General features: G+C 74.7%; 15 protein-coding genes, 1 tRNA gene and 1 riboswitch. Of the genes, 7 read left to right on the forward strand and 9 right to left on the reverse strand.

Translation table 11 applies throughout. From position 1 onward, the window contains the following. Positions 1-267 precede the first annotated feature (267 nt). From ACIG3E_RS06820 to ACIG3E_RS06840, 5 genes are all read right to left on the reverse strand, one after another. Positions 268-1308 (reverse strand): SGNH/GDSL hydrolase family protein, encoded by a 1041-nt coding sequence (locus ACIG3E_RS06820; protein WP_399612093.1) that lies wholly within the window; start codon positions 1306-1308, stop codon positions 268-270. A gap of 395 nt (positions 1309-1703) precedes the next feature. Next, the gene (locus tag ACIG3E_RS06825; RefSeq protein ID WP_242719670.1) at positions 1704-1898 is read right to left on the reverse strand and encodes a hypothetical protein; all 195 of its coding nucleotides are present in this window, start codon (positions 1896-1898) and stop codon (positions 1704-1706) included. A gap of 61 nt (positions 1899-1959) precedes the next feature. Continuing rightward, complete coding sequence (locus tag ACIG3E_RS06830) at positions 1960-3195, reverse strand: mannosyltransferase family protein (protein ID WP_399612096.1); 1236 nt, start codon at positions 3193-3195, stop codon at positions 1960-1962. A gap of 178 nt (positions 3196-3373) precedes the next feature. Then, positions 3374-3865, reverse strand: a complete 492-nt coding sequence (locus ACIG3E_RS06835) for a hypothetical protein (protein ID WP_399612098.1) — start codon at positions 3863-3865, stop codon at positions 3374-3376. Continuing rightward, positions 3858-4355, reverse strand: coding sequence for a SigE family RNA polymerase sigma factor (locus ACIG3E_RS06840; protein ID WP_242719666.1), 498 nt, complete (start codon positions 4353-4355; stop codon positions 3858-3860). The genes ACIG3E_RS06835 and ACIG3E_RS06840 overlap by 8 nt, the downstream gene beginning before the upstream one ends. A gap of 267 nt (positions 4356-4622) precedes the next feature. Between ACIG3E_RS06840 and ACIG3E_RS06845 the strand changes: the two genes are divergently transcribed. The 5 genes from ACIG3E_RS06845 (at position 4623) to ACIG3E_RS06865 (ending at position 10146) form a co-directional block, all read left to right on the forward strand. Continuing rightward, the gene (locus tag ACIG3E_RS06845) at positions 4623-5876 is read left to right on the forward strand and encodes an alginate lyase family protein (protein ID WP_399612102.1); all 1254 of its coding nucleotides are present in this window, start codon (positions 4623-4625) and stop codon (positions 5874-5876) included. A gap of 69 nt (positions 5877-5945) precedes the next feature. Beyond that, positions 5946-6019: transfer RNA gene (locus ACIG3E_RS06850), tRNA-Met, on the forward strand. Between the two features lie 341 nt (positions 6020-6360). Beyond that, positions 6361-7470, forward strand: coding sequence for a PP2C family protein-serine/threonine phosphatase (locus tag ACIG3E_RS06855; RefSeq protein ID WP_399612104.1), 1110 nt, complete (start codon positions 6361-6363; stop codon positions 7468-7470). Between the two features lie 231 nt (positions 7471-7701). Next, a riboswitch (cyclic di-AMP (ydaO/yuaA leader) is annotated at positions 7702-7869 on the forward strand. An 11-nt stretch (positions 7870-7880) separates the two neighbouring features. Next, positions 7881-9005: a M23 family metallopeptidase gene (locus ACIG3E_RS06860; RefSeq protein WP_399612105.1), complete on the forward strand. Its 1125-nt coding sequence runs from the start codon at positions 7881-7883 to the stop codon at positions 9003-9005. A 196-nt stretch (positions 9006-9201) separates the two neighbouring features. After that, on the forward strand, positions 9202-10146 hold the full coding sequence (locus ACIG3E_RS06865) for an aldo/keto reductase (RefSeq protein ID WP_399612108.1): 945 nt from the start codon (positions 9202-9204) through the stop codon (positions 10144-10146). Between the two features lie 2 nt (positions 10147-10148). On the opposite strand, the gene ACIG3E_RS06870 is transcribed toward ACIG3E_RS06865, so the two are convergent. The 4 genes from ACIG3E_RS06870 to ACIG3E_RS06885 form a co-directional block, all read right to left on the reverse strand. Then, positions 10149-11486 carry a PrsW family intramembrane metalloprotease gene (locus tag ACIG3E_RS06870; protein ID WP_399612110.1) on the reverse strand — a complete coding sequence of 446 codons (1338 nt, stop codon included), beginning with the start codon at positions 11484-11486 and terminating at the stop codon, positions 10149-10151. Between the two features lie 114 nt (positions 11487-11600). Further along, a complete protein-coding gene (gene trmB, locus ACIG3E_RS06875) occupies positions 11601-12368 on the reverse strand; it encodes a tRNA (guanosine(46)-N7)-methyltransferase TrmB (protein ID WP_399612112.1) in 768 nt (255 codons plus the stop codon). A gap of 59 nt (positions 12369-12427) precedes the next feature. After that, positions 12428-13636, reverse strand: coding sequence for an L-2-hydroxyglutarate oxidase (gene lhgO, locus ACIG3E_RS06880; protein ID WP_399612114.1), 1209 nt, complete (start codon positions 13634-13636; stop codon positions 12428-12430). Between the two features lie 97 nt (positions 13637-13733). Next, positions 13734-15182 carry an MFS transporter gene (locus ACIG3E_RS06885; RefSeq protein ID WP_399612117.1) on the reverse strand — a complete coding sequence of 483 codons (1449 nt, stop codon included), beginning with the start codon at positions 15180-15182 and terminating at the stop codon, positions 13734-13736. Positions 15183-15909: 727 nt separating this feature from the next. On the opposite strand from ACIG3E_RS06885, the gene ACIG3E_RS06890 reads away from it, so the two are divergent. Further along, on the forward strand, positions 15910-18021 hold the full coding sequence (locus tag ACIG3E_RS06890) for an asparagine synthase-related protein (RefSeq protein WP_399612120.1): 2112 nt from the start codon (positions 15910-15912) through the stop codon (positions 18019-18021). Positions 18022-18200: 179 nt separating this feature from the next. After that, positions 18201-21587, forward strand: coding sequence for an AfsR/SARP family transcriptional regulator (locus ACIG3E_RS06895; RefSeq protein ID WP_399612123.1), 3387 nt, complete (start codon positions 18201-18203; stop codon positions 21585-21587). Position 21588 lies beyond the last annotated feature (1 nt).

The raw sequence follows: 21588 nt of genomic DNA on the forward strand, positions 1-21588 counted from the left end.
AATCCGATGACCGCCCGCGTCACCTTCGCGCACTCGACGACATGAAGTCCCTCATCCAGAAGCTTGCGGGAAGCCACGACGGTGAGGAAGAAGAACGTGGGTATGTGGGGCTGACCGTCGCCGGGGATTCGGCAGCGACACGGAAGCAGTCGTACGACGAAGCCCCAGGTCGATGGCCTGGGGCTTCGCTGAGGGGAGGGGCGAGGGCGGGAACCGGGCCCCCGCGTGGCAGGGGCGCTGATCCGGTTCCCGACAGGGAGCCGCCTCCTACCGGTTGAGGACCTGCTCGACCTTGGTGGCCACGTGCTTGGCCTGGATGTCACGGCCCTTCTCGTTGGGGTGGGCGTACCACGGGACCGGCTGACCGAAGAAGTCGAGCTTGGAGTTCTCCAGCAGGCCGCCGATGCCCCGGTTGGCGCCGTCGCAGGCCGTGTTGCTCCCGGTGTGGCCGTAGAGGTCCACGAAATCGGCGCCGTCGTCCGCGGCGGTCTTCTTCATGACGTCGTTCAGCCGCTTCTGCACCTGGTCCAGGATCGGCAGCGCGTCCTTGGGGATGTCGGCGAACGGTAGTTCCGTCTGGCCGGGGGCCGCGGTCAGACACTTGGTGGTGTCCTTGGGCACGAGCCTGGGGTAGCCGACCAGGACGCGCTCGGCGGCCGGGGCGAAGTAGCTCATGCGCAGGAGCGTCTGTTCCAGGTCCCCTTCGACCTGCGCGAACCGGTCGTCCAGCCACGCCTTTCCGTCTTCCGACTCGAAGAAGTCCCGGCACTCGCTGGCGGGCTTGTCCGGGTCCACCGGCTCTCCGGGCAGCAAGGAGGGCTCCCGGAGCTTGTCGGAACACTGCTTGAGGATGCTGGTGAAGCCCAGCGTGTTGCCGCCCATGCCGCCCACGACCAGCTGGGTGTTCTCCTTGAGCGCGTCCTGCTGCGGCGGGACCGTCCCGGCGCCGAAGGGCAGCGGCTGCTCCTTCCAGAAGTGTTCGACGAGCGCGCCGCCGCAGGAGACGTCCGCCTGGACGTCGAGCTTGATGTCCCTGTCGGCCAGGCGCCGGGTGGCGACGGCGGGATAGTTCTCCGTGGCCTGGAAGCACCAGCCCTTCTCGTTGTCCTGGTTGTTCACGGGGGCGATGCCGAAGTTGGCGGTGTAGGAGTCGCCGAAGAAGACGGTCGGGACCGGGTCGGCGGGTGCCGCGCTGGCGGTTCCCGCCGGGACGGCGAGTGCCAGGCAGCTGCCCAGCGCGGCGGCCGCGGCGGCCAGCCGCCGTGCCCTTGGAGTCGTCGTCTTCGGAGTCGTCGTCTTCTTACGCATGGCCGAAGGCATGCCTGTGCCCTTTCGTCGAGACCCACGAGAAGCGAGAGCGAAGGAATGGAACGCTCCGCATTCACTCACGCACGGAATGTGATGTTCCAGGGGTGGCGGGCCGCAACCGGGCGTTCTTGGACAATCCCTTCATGTGTGTCCATCCCGCCTGCTCGGCGGGGGTGTTGGTAAGACGCAGCCACTGAGTCCGGGCGTGAGCCTGACCCGAAGGTGTCCGCTCGTAGCGCGGCCCCGGCGGCGGAGCCGTGTGCTGACGGGGCATAGGCGTCTGGCATGCGGCCCGGTCATGTCGCACAAACGGGGGGCTGTCGAAGAGGAGTTCCGTGGCCGACGCGGTCACCCTCGCGTACTTGGCCGGAAATCCGCCGGGCCCCTCGGTCCGCTTACTGGAGGCTCTGGTTGTCGTCGCCGCGGTGGCGCCGCTGGGACTTCTGGTAGCGGCTCGCGGCCTCGCCCGCCGCGGACGTCAGCCGGGCCGCGGCGCGGATGCCGCGCGGGGCGTTGCCGCGGACGGTCCAGACGACCGCGCCGAAACCGGCGAGTGCCAGTACGAGCAGCACGATGAGCAGTACGAGCATGCGCTCCCCCTTGGTCGGGCCCGGTCGGGCTGCTCGCATCCTCTCAGGCCTCCCGGGCGCGCTAGCCCGCCCACCGGCCCGTCAGGAACGTGAGGGCGCAGAGGGTCATGAGGGGCGCGACCAGGCAGACGTAGGCCGTGCGGACGCGTGGCGCGCGCAGGCTCCAGGCGGCCAGGGAGACCCACAGCGGCCACCACAGGAGGGTGGCGCGCGGCAGCGACATGTACCAGTACGACGTGCCGAGGGCGACGAGGGCCAGGCCCGTGTACGCCGCCTCCGCCCAGCGGCGGCGGTACAGGAGGAAGCCGGTCAGGACCAGGCCGAGGACCATCGTGAGGAGCTCGGCCTGGAACTCCACGGCGTAGCCAGTGGACGTGGTGTGGCCGAAGGCCGCCGCCCAGGTGTTGCGCCAGGCCTCCCACGGCGAGTGGAAGTCGCGGTACCAGCCGCGCTCCTCGGCGTGCTTCCACGCCATCCAGTCGCCGGTACGGGACTTGAGGAACCAGCTGTACGCCAGCGGCGGCAGCGCGGGGAGCAGCAGCCAGGGCAGGGCGCGGCCGTCGCGGTGGGCGCGGACCGTGGTGAGGAAGTGGACCGCGAGCGCGGCGGCCAGGAACAGGCCGCTCACCCGGACCGTGGTCGCGAGCGCGGCGAGCACCGCCGCGAGCGGCCAGGCACGCCGCCGCGCCGCCAGCCACGCGGGCAGGGCGAAGGCGAGGAACAGCGCCTCGGTGTAGCCCGCCGCGAGGAAGACCGCGCACGGCGACAGGAGGAAGAACAGGACCGCCCGGCGGCCCGCGTCCGGATGGGGCACGTGGTCGCGGGCGACGCGGGCGAGGGCGAGGACCGCCACCGCGCCCGCGACGAAGGAGACGAGCAGCCCCGCCGTCGCCCAGCCCGGTACGACGGCGTGGACGGCGCGCAGCGTGAACGGGAAGCCCGGGAAGAAGGCCTCCCGGTTGTCCCAGCCCTCCACTCCGGGGCGGAGGTCCCCGGGGAAGTAGCCCTCCTGGGCTATGCGCAGGTAGTGCCACCAGTCCCACTGCTCCCAGGCGGACAGCGGGGACGCGGCGTGGCGGGTGCGGGAGTCGGGCGGGAACAGCCAGGTGGCGCCGTACGCCGTCGTCCACAGGCCCGCGCGCGTGACCACGTAGAGGAAGAGGACGTCCGTGTCCTCCTTGCCGAGCAGACGCCACCGGCCGCGCCACCGGCCGCGCCGCGGGGCGCCGCGCCGCCGGGAGACCTGGATGGAGGCGGCCGCTCCCGACCGGGGCCGGGGCGGGGAGGAAACGGACAAGACGGTGCCTCCGTGGGTGGGTTGGGGTGTTTTGGGGCGTGCGGGGGCGCCGTGCGGCGGTGCGGTGGGTGCGGGCGGTGGGCGAGGCGCGGCCCGCGCTCAAGGGGCCCGGCGTTCAAGGGCCCCCGTTCAAGGCCTCCCGCGCTCAAGGGCCCTGGCGCCCAAGAGCCCCGGCGCGTCAGCCCCGCGGCGCCCCCGTGCCGGAGCCCGTCTCCGAGCCCGCGGCCCCCAGCGCCGTACCCAGCGTCTCCCCGCTCTCCGGCGGATACGTGGGCGTCCCCGGCGGCGCGCTGCTCTCCGCGTCGCCGAGCCGCGATGCCGTGCCCGAGGTCTCCGTCGGCGGGAAACTCGTGCTCGGCGTGGGCGGCGACTGGTCGTCCGTGGTCGGTGAGGGCGAAGGGGAGGGGGAGGGCGAGCGCGGCACGGACGGCGACTGGGGGCCCGAAGGGACGGTGGCGGGCGGCGTCGGCTCGGAGCTGTACGTCAGCGCCAGGGCACCCGCGCCCGCGACGAACAGGGTCGCGGCGACGGCGACGGCCGTGACGAACACCCGGTGGGCCCGGCGGCCGCGCTGGACGACGACGGAGACGGGCGGCACACCGGCGTGGACGCGGCCCGCGTCGGCGGCCTCCTGGAACAGCGAGCGCAGGGGGTCGTGCGGTTCAGACACCGGGGGCCTCCTCGGTACGCGGGTCTGTCAGACGGAGGGCGAGCGCGGCGCGGCCGCGGGAGAGATGGGTCTTGACCGTGCCGGGGGACAGGCCGGTCTCCCCGGCGATCTGCTCGACGGAGAGGTCGCACATGTAGTGCAGGGCGAGCGTCCGCCGCTGCTGCGGCGGCAGTTCGCGCAACGCCTCGACCAGGGCGACCGATTCGGGTCCTGGCCCCTCGGCATGCGGCGGGGCGCCGCTGCGCTGCCAGGCCGAGGCCGAGCGGCGCACCCCGCGCCAGCGGCTCACCGCGAGCCGCCAGGCGACGGTGCGGATCCACGCCTCGGGGCGGCCGTCGCGGTCGAGCCGCCCCCGGCGGCTCCAGCCCTTGACGAACGCCTCCTGCACGACGTCCTGCGCTTCGTGCAGGTCGCCGAGCATCACGTACAGCTGCCCGGTCAGTCGTGCGGCCGCGTGCGCGTAGAACTCCTCGAACTCCTCGACGGTCAACAGATGGCTCCCGGATCTTCTTGGTCTCACCGTGCATACGCCCACCGACCCGCGTCCGGATGACACGGAAAGTGAAAGACCGAGGTGAGCCTGGTCACAGGCGCCCCGAAGGGGCGCGGGGCTGTGCTGATAAGCGGCTCCGCCGCGCGGGCGCGCCCAGCCACGACGGCGCCGCAGTCGACCGACGACCCACGACCAGCCCATCAAATGCTGCGCCCCCGGCGGCGACGCGCCACGCTGCCAATGAACGTGATCCGGAGGTAAGACATGGCGGCCAAGCCACAAGAAGGGCCCCGCCCCCGCAGGGGCATACGCAACCGCCGGATCAGCAGGGCGGCGGCCACCGCCCTGCTCCTCGCCCTGGCCGCCCCGGCCTGCGGCGGCTCCGACGGCCCCGGCGACGCGGCCACCGCCCCCGCCCGCCGCGCCGACCTGCCCTTCAGCCATCCGGGCGTCCTCGTCAGCAAGGCCCAGCTCGACCGGGTGCGCGCCCACGTGGCGGCCCGTGAGCAGCCCTGGCGCACGGCGTACGAGCAGCTGCGCGCCAGCAAGTACGCGGCCGCCGACTACCGCCCGAAGCCGTACGCCGTGGTCGCCTGCCCGCCCGGCAACGAGCCGGGCCGGGGCTGTGTGGAGGAGCGCGAGGACGCCCTGGCCGCGTACACCCAGGCGCTGCTCTACAACGTCACCGGCGACCGCGCCCACGCCGAGAAGGCCATCTCGATCATGGACGCCTGGGCCCGGGTCGTCACCCGGCACACGGAGGCCAACGCGGGCCTGCAGACCGCCTGGGCCGCCACCTCCTGGGCGCGCGCCGCCGAGGCCGTGCGCTACACCTACGACGGCTGGGCCGACGGCGACCTGCTGCGCTTCGAGCGGATGCTCCGCAACGCCTATCTGCCCCAGGTCGTGGCCGGTTCGGTCGAGTCCAACGGCAACTGGGACCTCGTCATGGCCGACGCCGTCATCGGCATGGCGGTGTTCCTCGACGACCACGAGGCCTTCGAGGAGGCGGTGCGCCACTTCCGCAGCCGCGTGCCCGCGTACTTCTATCTGAAGTCCGACGGGCCGCTGCCCGTGGCGCCCCGGGGCAGCGACCTCGACACGGCGGCCGAGCTGAGCCGCTACTGGTTCGGCCAGAAGAAATTCGCCGACGGGCTCGCGCAGGAGACCTGCCGCAACTTCAAGCACGCCGGGTACTCCCTGGCCGCCACCGCCCACATCGCCGAGACGGCCTGGCACCAGGGCGTCGACCTGTACGCCGAGGTCAAGGACCGGCTGCGGGCCGCGTTCGAGTTCCACTCCGGCTACCAGCTCGGCGCCACCGCGCCCGGCTGGCTGTGCGGCGGCAGGCTCCAGCGCGACCTCGGGCCCGACACGGAGGTCGGCCTGAACCATCTGCGCGGCCGCCTCGGCATGGACCTGCCGAACACCCGGAAGCTCACCCTGGAGCGGCGCCCGGAGGGCACCGACGACCTGTTCGTGGCCTGGGAGACGCTGACGCACGCGGAGAACACCTGAGGCGCGTGGGGCACCTCGGGTACCCGTTCGCGTTCTGTGCCCCTGATGGCGTACTGTTGGGTTCACCGACGCGGGGTGGAGCAGCTCGGTAGCTCGCTGGGCTCATAACCCAGAGGTCGCAGGTTCAAATCCTGTCCCCGCTACTAGAGGCCGAAGGCCCGGAACCGATCAGGTTCCGGGCCTTCGGTGTTTCTGGCCGGGCCCGCACGGCCGGGGCCGGGCCCGCACGGCCGGGCCCGCGGCTCGGGGGCCGGGCCCGCACAGCGTCGCCGGGGGCGCACGCCGTCCGCGCGAGCAGGTGCGCCACCGCCCCGCGCCAGGGCGCACGCTGCCCGCCGGATCACCCACTCGGAGCACGCCGGGTCGCCCCCGGGCCCCAACGCGGGAAGCCTTGGGCCGATGCGGCGGGTCTGCGGCGGGAGTGGAGCGGTGGTTGCTTTGGGCGGTGGGGGCCTCCGTGCCGGAGCCGGGCCGGGGGCGTGCCATGGGCGCTGAGGGCCCGGCACCGCGCCGCGAGCGGGCCCTCACCCGCGTGCTGCCCCCGCTCCTGATCGTCGTCGGGGTCGTCTTCGACACGCTCACACCGCCCCAGTTCACCGCGTCCCCGCTGTTCGCCGCCGCGCCCCTGATCGCGGCCCCGTTCTTCTCGCTCGGCACCACCGTGGCGACGGCCGCCGTGTCCTGCGCCGCCGTGCTCGCCCTGCGCGTCGACAACCACGCGGGCGTGGACGTCGAGGTCGTCACCTCGTTCGTCACCATGCTGACCGTCGGCGCCCTCGCCGTCGTGATCAACCGCGTCGTCCGCCGCGGCGACGCCCGCCTCGCCTCCGCCCGCTCCATCGCCGAGGCCGCGCAGCGGGCCGTCCTGCCGCAGCCGGATCCGCGCATCGGCGGCCTGGACGTCGCCGCCCGGTACGAGGCCGCGCAGGCCGACGCCTTCATCGGCGGCGACCTGTACGCGGTGCAGGACACCCCGCACGGCGTCCGGCTGATCGTCGGCGACGTACGCGGCAAGGGCATGGGCGCGGTGGCCGCCGTCGCCGTCGTCATCGGCGCCTTCCGCGAGGCGGCCGAGCAGGAGGCCACCCTGGAGGCCGTGGCGCAGCGCCTGGAGCGTGCCCTGGCGCGCGAGGGCACGCGGCGCGACGGGCTCGACGCCTTCGAGGGGTTCACCACGGCGGTCCTCGCGGAGATCCCGCGCGGCGGCGGCAGCGTACGCCTGGTCAACCGCGGCCACCCCGAGCCGCTGCTGCTGCGCGCCGACGGGCGCCTGCGCGTGCTCTCGCCCACCGAACCCGCGCTGCCGCTCGGCATGGGCGACCTCGGCGCCTGGCCCGACCGCGCGGACGAGACCGACTTCCCGCCCGGATCCACGCTGCTGCTCCACACCGACGGGCTCAGCGAGGCCCGGGACGCGCGGGGCGTCTTCTACGACCCCGCGGCCCGGCTCGGCGGCCGCGTCTTCTCGGGCGCGGACGCCCCCGACGCGCTCCTGTCCACGCTCGTCGCCGAGGTCCTCGACCACACCGGCGGCGGCGCCACCGACGACATGGCGCTCCTCGCCGTACGACGACCCGTCACGCCCTGTGACTGAACGGAGCCCCAGCGCAGCGCAACTGACGACCCGTCATCCGCAGCTGAAGATCGATCCCGCTGCGCAGCGTCATGGCGCACGCTCAACTCGCCCTATTCCCGGCCCTGATGTCCCGTTGTGTTCGTGGCGTAAGCGTTAACGATCAACTCGAACAGCTTGGAATACCGACCCGCTGTCTATTAACGTTCGATAACGCAGCGCGGTCGTCCCAGCCGTCACACCCGGCGGCTCCGCGCGCACGCGCCTAATCCCGCAAGGGAGCCGGGGAACCACCATCTTGGGGTGAATCGGACGCCTCTCGCGCACGCGGACCCGTATCCGCCGCACGAGCAGCGGCCGTAGGAGACCTTCCTGCTCCGAACCCGTCAGCTAACCCGGTAGGCGAGAAGGAAGGAAAGGAGTGCGCCCCCGTGGCGTCCAACCGGCCTGCCCCAGAAGCGCTCATACCCCACGGCAGTCTCATCGAGGGTGCCGACGGCGGCGAAGGACCCGGGGGACACACCGGGTACGCCGACCAGGCCGAGGCCTTCGCGCCCGCCGGGTACGCCGGTTGCGCCTCCCCGGAGCCCCCGGCCTCCTGGGAGGAGTGGAACCCCACCGCGGAGACCGTCCGCCCCGTGCGCGGCAAGCACCGCATCCACAAGAAGGGCGGCGGCCTCGCCCGCAGCTCCACCGTCCTCGGCGTCGGCGTCATCGCCGCCGTCGGCGCGGGCGGCATCGCCACCGCGCAGGGCGGCAAGCCGCCGGTCTCCATCGCCCTGCCGGACCTGGGGTCGCTGCCCGGCGTCGGCTCCCTGGTCGACGGCGACGACACCGCCGCACCGGCCACCGCCGCGGCCGCGGCGCCGCTCAGCTCCGCGGGCGTCACCGGTGCCGACGCCGAGCGGGGCACCACGGACGCGGGCGAGGTGCTGCGGGCCCGCATCCTCCAGCAGGCCGAGGACCAGCACCACCAGGCGGACGACGCGCAGCGCAGGCAGGCCGAGGACGCGGCCGTGGCCAGGGCCGCCGCGACCGCCACGGCCCAGCAGGGCAAGGCGGCGGCCGAGGCCAAGGCGAAGGCCGCGGAGGAGAAGCGGAAGAAGGAGGCGGCGGCCCGCAAGAAGCGCGAGGCCGAGCGCCTCGCGAAGCTCGCCAAGAGCTACACGCTGCCCGCCTCCTCGTACGTCCTCACCTCCCACTTCGGCGACTCCGGCGCCATGTGGTCCTCCGGGCGGCACACCGGCCTGGACTTCGCGGGCTCCAACGGCTCCCCGCTCAAGGCCGTCCACTCCGGCACCATCACGGAGGCCGGATGGGCGGGCGCGTACGGCTACCGCACGGTCCTGAAGCTCGATGACGGCACCGAGATCTGGTACTGCCACCAGTCCTCGCTCTCCGTCAGCGTGGGCCAGAAGGTCAGCACCGGCGACGTCATCGGCCGCATGGGAGGCACGGGCAACGTCACCGGGGTCCACCTCCACCTGGAGGTCAGGACGGGCGGCGCGGCCATCGACCCGCTGTCCTGGCTGCGCGGCAAGGGCCTGACCCCCTGACCCCGGCTGACCGCTGACCGCTGACCGCGAAGGGTCCTCAGACTCCGGCGGTCCTGGCGACGACCCCCCGACGCCAGGGCCGCCGGTTCCTCCGTCCCGCAGCCCTCCCCGGCCGGTTCCACATCCTGGAATCCATTGTCTGGAATCCGTCGTCCGACACCGGAATTCCCGACTTCGCAAGGATGTTGGCGCCGGTATGACCACACTTCGCCCTCTGGGATCGTCCGACCTCGAAGTCTTCCCGCTCGCCCTCGGCGGCAACGTCTTCGGCTGGACCGCCGACCAGGACCAGTCCTTCGCCGTCCTCGACGCCTACGCCGCCGCGGGCGGCAACTTCATAGACACCGCGGACGCCTACACGTTCTGGGTGCCCGGCAACAAGGGCGGCGAGTCCGAGACCGTCCTCGGACGGTGGATGGCCGAGCGCGGCAACCGCGACGACGTCGTGGTCGCCACCAAGGTCGGCGCGCTGCCCGAGTACAAGGGCCTGTCCGCGAGCACCATCAAGGCCGCCGCCGAGGAGTCGCTGCGCCGCCTCGGCACCGACTACATCGACCTGTACTACACGCACTACGACGACCCGTCCGTGCCCGTCGAGGAGTTCATCACCGCCCTCGACGAGCTGGTGCGGTCGGGCAAGGTGCGCGCGATCGCCGCGTCGAACATCACCGCCGAGCGCCTCCAGGAGTCCCTCGACTTCTCCGACCGCGAGGGCCTGGTCCGGTACGTGGCGCTCCAGCCGCACTACAACCTCGTCTCGCGCGACACCTACGAGGGCCCGCTCCAGGAGATCGCGTCGCGCTCCGGGCTCGCCGCCGTCCCCTACTTCGGCCTCGCCGCGGGCTTCCTGACCGGCAAGTACCGCCCGGGCACGCGGGTCGACAGCGCCCGCGCCGAGAAGGCGGGCGAGTATCTGGCCACCGAGCGCGGCCGCCGCGTCCTGGCCGCCCTCGACGAGGTGGCGAAGGCCCACGACGCCGAGGTCGCCACCGTCGCCCTCGCCTGGCTCGCCGCGCAGCCGACCGTGGCGGCGCCGATCGCCTCGGCCCGCACCCTGGAGCAGCTTCCTGCGCTCCTCGCGGTGGGCGACCTGGAGCTGACCGAGGCCGAGCTCGCGGCCCTCACGGCGGCCTCCGCCTGACGTCAGGGCCGATAGGGGTTGTGGCACGGGGGAAGCACCGGGCCGTACGCCCCGACGGGCCCGTACGCGGCGTGCGGCAGCGGCACCTGGACCGGGGCCGTCGCCCGCGCCGCGTACCCGAGCGCGGGCGCGGCCACGGCCCTGCGCTCCCACAGGGCCTCAAGGAGCTCCCGCTCCCGCGCGACGAAGTCGGCGCCCGCCCTGCCGTGCCGGGCGCGGTGGCGCAGGAGCGCGAGGGCCGTCGCGCACGTCTCGTACTCGACGACGGTACGGCCCGCGGGCTTGCCCAGGTGGAAGGCCGCGTAGTCACGGGCGAGCGTGCGGGCGGACAGGGAGCCGAGCGCGTAGGGCTCGGGCGCGGTGAACCAGCCCGCGGCCACGTACACGGGCAGCTCGTCGCGCACGAGGCGCAGCTCGCGCCGGCGCAGCCAGACGGCCAGCCAGGTGAGCAGGCCGAAGAGCGGCAGCATGAAGGTCGCGTACACGACGAAGAAGCCGTACTCGCCGAAGCCCGCGGAGCCGTTCCAGACGGCGTGCAGGCCCATCGCGAGGAGCAGCCCGGCGCACGGCAGGAGCGCGCGGCGGGCGGTGCGGTGCTCGGCGGTCACGGCGGCGATGCCGAAGCCGATGCCGGTGAGCACGGTGAAGAGCGGATGCGCGAACGGTGACATGACAACGCGGACGAAGAAGGTCGCGGCGGTCACCGAGGCGAGGCCGCTCTCGCCGCTGAGCTGGTCGGTGCCGAAGGCGTTGCCGAGGTAGAGGATGTTCTCGGTGAACGCGAAGCCGGTGGCGGTGACGCCCGCTATCACGAACCCGTCGACGACCCCGGTGAAGTCGGCTCTGCGGAACAGGAAGACGAGCAGGACGGCCGCCGCCTTCGCCGTCTCCTCCACGACGGGGGCTATGACGGTCGCGCCCAGGGTGTCCGCGCTGGTCGGGTCGGCCGTCGCGGTGGCTATCCAGCGGGTCGCGAAGCTGTTCGCCATGATCGCGATCAGCGCGGCCGCGCAGGCACCCCAGGAGAAGGCGAACAGAAGGTTCCGCCAGGGGCCCGGCGCCACCCGGTCCAGCCAGCGGAACGCGGCGATCAGCAGCGGCACGGGGAGCGTGGCGAGGCCGAGCCCCACCAGGAAGCCCTCGGTGCCGGTCTGCTCGCGCACCAGGGCGAGGATCACCAGGCCGGAGAGGGCGAGCAGGATGACCAGGCCCGTCGCCCGGATGGCCCCGCGCTGCCACCAGTGCGGATGCCGGGGCCCGGGCGCTCCGGCGGACGCGTCGGACCCGTCGGGCCCGCCGGGCGGCGTCGGGTGGCTCGGGAGTGCGGGGCTGGTGGCCACGAATCGACCCTAACGAGGGTTGCGGCGGGCCGCGACGGTGCCTCGGGCCTTGGCGGCCCGCGTCGTGCCCCGGGCCCGGCGTCGTGCGTCGTGCCCCGGGCCCGGCCGCGCGCCTCAGTCCTGGGCGAGCGTGGCGGCGCGGCGGAACAGCAGGTCGTTCACGACGTGTCCCTTCCGCAGGCCCTGGCCCTCGAAGCGGGTCAGCGGTCGGAAGTCGGGCCGCGGCGCGTACCCGCCGTCCGCCTGGGTGTTCTCGAAGTCGGGGTGCGCGCTGAGCACCTCCAGCATGTGCTCCGCGTACGGCTCCCAGTCCGTGGCGCAGTGCAGCACCGCGCCGGGCTTGAGCCGGGGTGCGAGCAGCGTCAGGAAGTCCGGCTGGATCAGGCGCCGCTTGTTGTGGCGGGCCTTGGGCCAGGGGTCGGGGAAATACACGCGCGCGCCGTCCAGGCTCTCCGGGGCGAGCATCTCCCGGAGCAGGATCACGGCGTCGCCGTTGGCGACCCGGATGTTGGACAGGCCGTTCCGCTCCGCGAGATTCAGCAGGTTGCCCTGGCCGGGGGTGTGCACGTCCACGGCGAGGATGTTCGTGTCCGGGTCCGCGGCGGCCATCTGCGCGGTGGCCTCGCCCATGCCGAAGCCGATCTCCAGGACGACGGGCGCCTCGGAGCCGAACAGCTCCTGGAGGTCGAGCACCTTCGCGCCGTCGATGTCGAAGCCCCACTTGGGCCACAGGCGCTGCAAGGCGTCGCCCTGGGCGGTGGTGACCCGGCTGCGGCGCGGCGTGAAGCTGCGGATCCGCCGCTCGAACCGGCCCCCGGAGGGGTCGGGCACGGGACCTTCGGGGAAACGGGGGGCGCCCTTCGGGCGGGAGTTCTCAGACACAGTGCCGTCGATTTTAGTGCGGCGGGACCGGGCGGGGGCGCCCCGAGCCGCCGGTCGGGTCAGCGCAGCGCGGCGAGGACCCGGCGGGCCACCTCCCGGCCGATGGGCAGCGAGGCGGTGGCCGCGGGCGAGGGCGCGTTCAGCACGTGCACGGCCCGGGCTCCCTCCTGGATCAGGAAGTCGTCGACGAGGGTCCCGTCCCTCAGCACGGCCTGCGCCCGCACGCCCGCCGCCGCGGGCACCAGGTCCTCGGCCCGCACCCCGGGCAGCAGCCGCCGCACGGCCTGCGTGAACGCCTCCTTGGACAGGGACCTGCGCAGCTCCCCCGCCCCGTACCGCCAGTGGCGCCGGGCGATCTGCCAGGAGCCCGGCCAGGCGAGCGTCGCGGCCAGCTCGCGGGGCCGCACCACCGACCAGTCGTACCCCTCGCGGGCCAGCGCGGGCACCGCGTTCGGCCCGACGTGGACGCCGCCGTCGACGCCGCGCGTGAGGTGCACGCCGAGGAAGGGGAAGGCCGGGTCGGGCACGGGATACACGAGCCCGCGCACCAGCTCGGGCCGGGCGAGCGTGAAGTACTCCCCCCGGAAGGGCACGATCCGCATGTCGGGCTCGTCGCCGGTCAGCCGGGCGATCCGGTCGCAGTGCAGCCCCGCGCAGTTGACGAGGACCTTGGCGCGCAGCACGTCCCCGCGCGCGGTGCGCACGGCGACGCCGCGGTCGGGGCGGCGGTCGACGCGGACGACCTGGGCGCCGTAGCGCACCTCGGCGCCGGAGGCGTGGGCGAGCTGCTCGGCGACCGCGCCGTAGTCGCAGATGCCGGTGGTGCCGACGTGGATGGCGGCGATGCCGCGCACGTCCGGCTCGTACTCCGCTATCTGGGCGGGGCCGAGCTCGCGGACCGGGATGCCGTTCTCCCGGCCGCGCTGGACGAGGGCGTGCAGGCGGGGCAGCTCGGCGCGGTCGGTGGCGACGATGAGCTTGCCGGTGACCTGGTGCGCGATGCCGTACTCGGCGCAGAACTTGACCATCTCGGCGGCGCCGCCCACGGCGAAGCGCGCCTTCAGGGAGCCCGGGCGGTAGTAGATCCCGCTGTGGATCACTCCGCTGTTCCGCCCGGTCTGGTGGCGGGCGGGGCCCGGCTCCTTCTCCAGGACGGTCACCCGGGTGCCGGGCGCCGCCCGGGTGAGGGCATGCGCGACCGAAAGCCCGACGATGCCGCCCCCGACGACGAGCACGTCACAGTCATACGCCACAAAACCCCGACCCATCGCTTCGCACCTCCCACCCCGATAGTGCCCTGCACCACTGACAACGCCGTTAAACGTGGTCCTGGGCACCCGGGGCCGCGAAGGCCCGTGTCGCCGCTCACGCCGGGGCGACGAGCAGGGGGCGCGCCCGCTCCCGCAGCTCCACCACCCGGGGCTCGTCGCCGTAGGGCTCCAGGCGGTGCAGCAGGTCCTTCACGTACTCCGTGGTGCGCACGGAGGAGATGCGTCCGGCGACCTCCACCGCCCGTACGCCCTGCTCGCAGGCCGCGTCCAGGTTCCCGGACTCCAGCTCGGCGACCGCGGAGACGACGAGGCGCAGGCCGTGGGAGCGGACGAACTCCTCGGTGGGCCGGGACAGCGCCTGCTCCGTGAAGCGCCGCACCTGACGGGGCGCCTTCAGGTCGCGGTAGCACTCGGCGGCGTCCGCGGCGAAGCGGTCGTAGCCGTAGAAGCCGAGCCAGGACGGGTCGTGGTCGCCGTCGCGGGACCGCTCAAGCCAGCCCTCGGAGGCCCGCAGGGCCGCGCCCGCGGCCTGGGCGTCGTGGGCGCGCGCGTGCGCGCGTGCCTCGACGAGCCGGAAGAAGCTCATGGTCCGGGCGGTCGCGAGACTCCTGTTGCGCTCCAGGGCGGCCTGGGCGAGGTCGACGCCCTCGTCGCCGAAGCCCCGGTAGGTCGCCTGGAGGGACATCGACGCGAGGACGTACCCCCCCAGGGGCACGTCGGCGGCCGCGCGGGCCAGGCGGAGCGCCTGGATGTAGTACCGCTGGGCGGCCTCCTGCTGGCCGGTGTCGAAGGCCATCCAGCCGGCGAGCCGGGTCAGCTCGGCGGTGGCGCCGAACAGGGCGCGGCCCACCTCGTCCGAGTACGAGCCGAGGAGCAGCGGCGCCGCCTCGACGCGCAGGCACTCCGGGACCATCGACGAGCGCCAGTCGCCGCCGCCGTACTTGGAGTCCCAGCGCCGCGCGTCCTCGGCGGCCTCGCGCAGTTTCAGTACGTCGCTGTGGCCGACCTTCATCGGGGCGCCGCCCTCGTCGGCCCTGGCCACGTCGCGCGGGCCTTCGCGGCTGACGTCACGGGCCACCGAGCTGTCGGCCGGGGTTATGAGCCAGCGGGACGCGGGCGTGGCGTACGCGCTGACGGCGAAGGAGCCCGCCAGGGACTGCCAGATGCCGCCGCCGCCCGCGCGGCGGCCCGCGAGGTCGAGGCGGTACAGCTCGGTCGCCGACTTCACCGCGGCGCCGACGTCGCGCGGGAAGGCGAGGCCCACTTCGGGCGCCGGGTCCGCGTCGGCGAGGCCGATCTCGTGCAGGGGCACGGGGCGGCCGAGCTTCTGGCCGATGGCGGCGGCGATGAGGTGCGGCGCGGCGCCCTGCGGCACCATCCCCTTGGACACCCATCGGGCCACCGAGGTCTTGTCGTACCTGAGCGTCAACCCGCGTTGAGCACCGAGGTCGTTGACCCTGCGCGCGAGTCCCGCGTTGCTGATTCCCGCGAGGGCGAGAACGGTGCCGAGCTTTTCGTTCGGCCCGCGTTGCTCCCTGGACATGCGCCACCCCTCGGACACAGACGGCTGCCGGGCAGTGGCGTGACCGCGCGGCATTCGTGCTGCCTTCCCCCCGGGGGCGGCTACCGGGGGTCACCGGTGCGAACGGCGTGTCGCGCGCCGTTTCCCGATCCCGGCCCGCAAGAGCACGTGGCCGAGCCCCCAGGTATATGCCTCCGCGAAAACAACAGCACACCCAGCGTAGTTCGGCGAATCCCAAGCGTTAAGAGGCGTAGTTCCGTATGGCGAGATTGTTGTCCGTACGGGCGTGCGGCACCGTCGGAGCGTGCTCCGGGTGTGTGGCCGTGCGCCCGTGCGTGCGCTCTTCTACGGCCACCGGGAGGGCGTTTCCATGGATGACGCGTGGGTCGGCCCGCTGCGCTGGAGTCAGCGGGCTGGGGGACACCGCCGCCTCCATCCCCGCGGGCGGCGGACCGGTCCGGGAGGCGAACACCGCCTCCCGGGCTGTGCGTTGGCCGTCCCGGCCCTGGGGGGCGTGTTCGGCCACGGCTGAATTGGCCGAAAATCGCCCCCGCCTGCCCGCGCTCCGGCCGCCCTACGTCCCGGTGTTGATGTCGTTGCGACCTCAACCATAGATCACCCGGGGCGCGTTCGCGCCGGTACGAGCGCCGTCGTAGACCCTCTCGCACGCCTCCTTCGTGGCAGCATGGGTCCCCAGTCCCTCGATTCCGGAGGGTCACTGGTTTGTCCACAGGCTGCGGAGGCGGCGATGCGGTGGTTGGTGGGGTGGAGCAGTACCACCGCGAGGCCCTCGGCCGCCCTCGGCACGGCGGGCGCCTCCGGGAACGACGGCGAGACCGTCCACCCCGTGGGCTCCCAGCTCCTGTGGGGCGACCCCGACCCCCTGTGGGCGGTCGGTGACTGGCGCCCCGACGAGGTGCGCACCGTCAAGGCCGACGACGAGACCCGCATCGCCGTGCTCGGCATCTGCGGGGCGAGCGACGAGGAGCTGCGGGCCAGCCTGTTCGCCGCCCGCGGCGGCGCGCTGCGGCACCTCACCGCCTGGCCCGGCAGCTACACCGCGGTCGTCCGGGTCGGCCGCCGCGTGATGGTCGCGGGCGACCTGGCGGGCGCCCGGCCCGTGTTCCACACCCCGTGGGCGGGCGGCACGGCGTACGCGACGGCCGCCCTGCCACTGGCCGATCTGATCGAGGCCCACCTGGACATCGGCCACCTCGCGGCCCTGCTCGCCGCCCCCGACGTCCCGGAGGCGCTGCACGACTCGACGCCGTACCAGGGCGTGCGGCGCGTGCCCCCGGGGCACGCGCTGATCCTCCGCGCGGGCGCGCGCGAAGTCGCCGGGTACGAACCCGTCGCGTCCCTCGCCGTCGCGGCTCCGCCGACCGACGAGGCCAGCGCGGTGGAGGGCGTCCGGGACGCCCTCGTCGAAGCCGTACGCGCGCGGCTGCGGGCCCCGCGGCACGTCCCCGGCACCGACATCGACCCCGGCCCCGTCCCCGGCATGGGCCCCGCCGAGCGGCGCGCGGCCCGCGGCATGCCGGTGCCCGGCATCGGCGCCGACCTCTCCGGCGGCCCCGCCTCCGGCACCCTCGCCCTGCTCGCGGCGGGCCTGCCCGGGATGCCCGGCACGGTCCTCGGCCACGGCACCGGCGCGGGCGAGCGGCTCCTCGCCGTCACCTTCAACGACCTCGCCACGGGCGGCCGCGAGGCCGAGCTGGAGCGCGCGGGCACCATCGCCGCCAACCCCCGGCTGCACCACGTCGTCGTCACCGGGGGCGAGGAGAGCCTCCCGTACGCCGACCTGGAAGGCCCCCTGACCGACGAGCCGAGCGGCGTCCTCGTCGCCGCCCAGCGCCACCGCGTCCGCCTCGCCGCGGGCAGCGCGGACCACTTCACCGGCTACGGCGCCCGGCAGGTCCTGGACGCCCACCCGGCGCGCCTGGCCGACCTCCTGATGGACCGCAAGCGACGCCACCTGGTGCGGCCGGTGACCGCCCTCGCCAAGGCCGAGGGCTCGGTCATGGTCCCCGCGCGCGTGTACGGCGCCGCGCGCCGCCTCGCCCGCACGGCCCACCGCGCGGGCGTCGAGACCCTCGCCGACCGCCTCCTGCACCGCCGCTTCGAGGAGCCGAGCGGCGCCGTGGGGGCCTCGCTCGCCGCCCTCGCGTGGGCCAGACCGGGCCCCGCCGCGCGCTGGCTGACCGGTGAGGCCCTGGCAGAAGTATCGGTTCGCCTTCAGGAGACGACGACCCGCCCCGGGCCCGGGCCCGGACAGCGCCCCGGCGAGTTCCGCGCGCGGGCCGCCCTCTTCCGGCACGCGGCCGACCTGCGCGTCCTGGAGCAGGCCGCGGAGGTCCGCTTCCAGCGCCTGCACGCGCCCTTCCTGGACAACCAGGTCGTCCGCGCCTGCCGGGCACTCCCGGAGTCCGTACGGGTACGCCCCGGGGCGCGCGCCCAGATCCTGCGCACGGTCCTCGAAGGCGCGGGCGTCAGCGAACTCCCGCCCGGCTGGGGCGCGCCGTCCCACGCCTCGAACGCGGCGGCGGCCCGCACCGGCCTGCGCGCGGCGGTGGACGGCCTGCTCGCCCTCTTCGACACGCCCCTGCTCGCGCAGGCGGGCCTCGTCGAGGCCCGCGTCGTCCGCAAGGCGCTGCGCGCGGCGGCCGAGGGCGAACGGGTACCGCTCGACGGCCTCGCCGACCTGGTCGCCACGGAGGTGTGGCTGCGGCGGCTGCTGTCCCGGCGCGGCACCTGCTGGACCGGCACGCCCGCACGCCAACGGGCCGTCCCCACGGGGACGGTGGTCCCCCAGCAGGGCACCCTGGGGTCGGCCAGGACACCGCACTCGCTGCCGCACTGAGCACGCGGGGCGGGACCTTTCAGCCCGTCCGGCGTTTGAGGACGAGGCGCGAAGCGCCGACGAACGGGGGTCCAAGGGGGCGGAGCCCCCTTGTTCGGGAAGGGGCGGGCCTGGGGCGCCCCGCGAGGGCACGCGGAAACGCGACGGCACCCCCGCCCCCGACGAGCCAGAATGGCCCCGTGCGGTATCGAGTCCTGGGCGCCACCGAGGCGTACGACGATGAGGGAGCCCCCGTCCCGGTGGGCGGCCCCCGCCTGCGCGCCCTCCTCGCGGCCCTGGCCACCCGCGCGGGCCGCACCACCCCCGTCGACACCCTCATCGACGACATCTGGGCGGACGCCCCGCCCGCGGACGCCCCGGCCGCGCTCCAGGCCCTCGTGGGCCGCCTCCGCAGAGTCCTCGGCAAGCACGCCATCGCCTCGGAGCCCGGCGGCTACCGCCTCACCGCCGCCCCCGACGACGTCGACCTGCACCGCTTCGAACGCCTGGCCCGCGAGGGCACCGCCGCCCTGGACCGGGGCGAGCCCGAGGCGGCCGCCCGCACCCTGCGCGAGGCCCTCGCCCTGTGGCACGGCCCCGCGCTCGCCGACCTGCCCGACCGCACGGCCGCCACCCGCCCGGAGGCCCGGCGCGCGGAGGCCGCCCGCGCGCGGATCGAGGCGGACCTGCTGCTCGGCCGGGCCGCGGACGTCGTACCGGAGCTGCGGGAGCTGACCGCCACCCAGCCCTACGACGAGGCGCTGCACGCCCTGCTGATCCGGGCGTTGCGCGACGCGGGCCGGGGCGCGGACGCGCTCGCCGCGTACGAGCACGCGCGCCGCACCCTCGCCGACGGGCTCGGCGCCGACCCGGGCCGGGAACTGCGGGCGCTGCACGCGGAGTTGCTGGCGGGGCCGGGGCCGGGGCCGGGGCCGGGGCCGGGGCCGGAGCCGGAGCCGGGGCCGCAGGTGGACGCCGGGGGAGACGGCCACGGCGTACGGGCGCGGGCCGATGACCCTGTACGGGTACGGGCCTACCCCGAGCGGACCCCCGAGCGGACCCCCGAGCGGACCCCCGAGCGGAAGGGGAACATCCGCCCCCGTCTGACGTCTTTCGTCGGACGGGAACCCGAACTCGCCGCCATCCGTTCGGACATGCGGAGGGCCCGACTGGTCACGCTGACCGGACCGGGCGGCTCCGGCAAGACCCGCCTCGCCGAGGAAGCCGCCGCCGGGCATCCCCGCGCATGGCTGGCCGAGCTCGCCCCGCTCGACCGGCCGGAGGCGGTCCCCGGCGCGGTCGTCAGCGCGCTCGACCTGCGCGAGACCGTGCTGATCACCAGCGAGCTGACCGCTCCGCAGGACGACCCCGTCGCCCTGCTCGTCGAGTACTGCGCCCCGCGCAGCCTGCTCCTGCTCCTTGACAACTGCGAACACGTCATCGGCGCCGCCGCCGAACTCGCCGAGACCCTCCTCACCCGCTGCCCGGACCTCACCATCCTCGCGACCAGCCGCGAACCGCTGGGCGTGCCGGGTGAGGCCGTGCGCCCCGTGGAGCCGCTGCCGCCCGACCCGGCGCACCGCCTGTTCGCCGAGCGGGCCGCGGCCGTGCGCCCCGGCTTCGACGCCACCGCGGCCGCCGCGGCCATCGACGAGATCTGCCGCCGCCTCGACGGCCTGCCCCTGGCCATCGAGCTGGCCGCCGCCCGCCTTCGGCTGCTCACCCCCCGGCAGATCGCCGACCGCCTCGACGACCGCTTCCGCCTGCTCACCAGCGGCTCCCGCACGGTCCTGCCCCGCCAGCAGACCCTGCGGGCGGTCGTCGACTGGTCCTGGGACCTCCTGGACGAGGCCGAGCGCACGGTCCTGCGCGAGGTCTCCGTCTTCGCGGGCGGCTGGGACCTGGAGGCCGCCGAGGCCGTGTGCACCGGCCCCGCCGCCGACCTCATCGGCGCCCTCGTCGACAAGTCCCTCGTCGTCGCGACCCCCGGCGCCGGACCCGAGGACCCCGCCATGCGCTACCGCATGCTGGAGACCATCCACGAGTACGCGACCGAGCGCGCCGCCGAGGCCCCCGCCGAGCGCGCCGCCGCCGAGGACCGCCACGGCGCGTACGTACGCGCCCTCGTGGAGCGCGCCGAGCCGCTGCTGCGCTCCGCCGGGCAACTGCCGTGGATCCGCCGCCTGGAGGCCGAGCTCGACAACATCCGCGCGGCCCTGCACCGCGCCGTCGAGCGCCGGGACGAGGAGCGGGCCACCGCCCTCGCCCTCGGCATGGGCTGGTTCTGGTGGCTGCGCAACTACCAGACGGAGGGCGCGGACTGGGTCGGCCGCGTCCTTGGCCGCATCGCGCGGCCCGAGCCACCGGAGGCCGCGGCCGAGCCGTCGCCCCTCGCCGCTTCCCCGCTCGCCCCCGGCGCCGCCGGGTTCGACGCCGACCTCGCCGACGAGGGCCACCCGAGGTACTGGCTCCGGATGGCCCTGCGGATGCTGCACCTGTTCCTGACGGTGGAGACGCGGCCCGCGGACGTGCTCGCCGACGACGACGCCCGGCGGTACATCCGCCGCGTCCGGGACACCCTGGCCCAGCCCGTGCCCGCGAGCGGCCGCTTCCCGGGGCTGCTCTGGCCGTTCACGCTGTACTTCCTCGACGAGCCGCACAACGTGGTGCCGTCCCTGGACACGGCGGTCGCCAACTGCCGACGCTTCGGCGGCGACTGGGAGGTCGCGGTCACCCTGATGTTCCGGGTGCACACCGTCATCGACCGGCCCGGCCTCCTCGCCGGGGTCGACGAGGACCTGAGGGAGCTGCGCACGCTCAGCGGACGCGTGGGCGACCGCTGGCTGCGCGCACAGGTCAGCAGCGCGGCGGGGGAGGCGGCGATGTCCCGCGGCCACCACGCGGACGCCCGCCGGGAGTACGGGGAGGCGCTGCACCTCGCGTACGAGGTGGGGGCGCACGCCGAGACCACGTTCCTGCTCGCCCGCCTCGCCGAGATCGCCTACCGCGAGGGCGACCCCGAGCTGGCCGCCAAGGGCCTGGACGAGGCGATCGCCGAGGCCGACCGGTTCGGGGTCCCGGACGCCCGCGCGTTCGTCTGTCTGATACGTGCCTCCCTGGCCATCGACGACGGTGACGTGGTGCGGGCGCGCGCCCTGTGCGACGCGGCCCGCAAGGAGGGCGAGCGCGGCACGCTGCCACCGCAGTTCGGGGCGGGCCTCGGCACCCTGGAGGCCCGGGTCACCGCCGCCGAGTCGGGCCCCGAGGCCGGGCTCGCCGTGCTCTCCGACGTGCTGCGCGACGCCTTGCACCACCACTGCTCGGAGCCGGTCACGGCCGGCGTGGTGGACGTGGCCGCCGCGCTGTTCCTGCGTCTTCGCGACCACGCCCGCGCTGCCCGGCTGCTCGCCCGGGCCACGCGCTGGCGGGGCGGCCACGAGCGCTCCGTGCCGGAGCGGGCCCTGGTCGAGCCCGTCGAGGCCGAGGCCAGGCAGGCCCTGGGCCCGGGGGCCTACGAGCGGGAGCGGGCGGTGGGCGCCGCGCTGACCGTCGACGAGGTCCTGGCGGAGCTGGCCCCGCCGCGCTGAG

It is taken from the genome of Streptomyces sp. NPDC053474 (genome assembly GCF_044544845.1).
GTDB lineage: Bacteria > Actinomycetota > Actinomycetes > Streptomycetales > Streptomycetaceae > Streptomyces.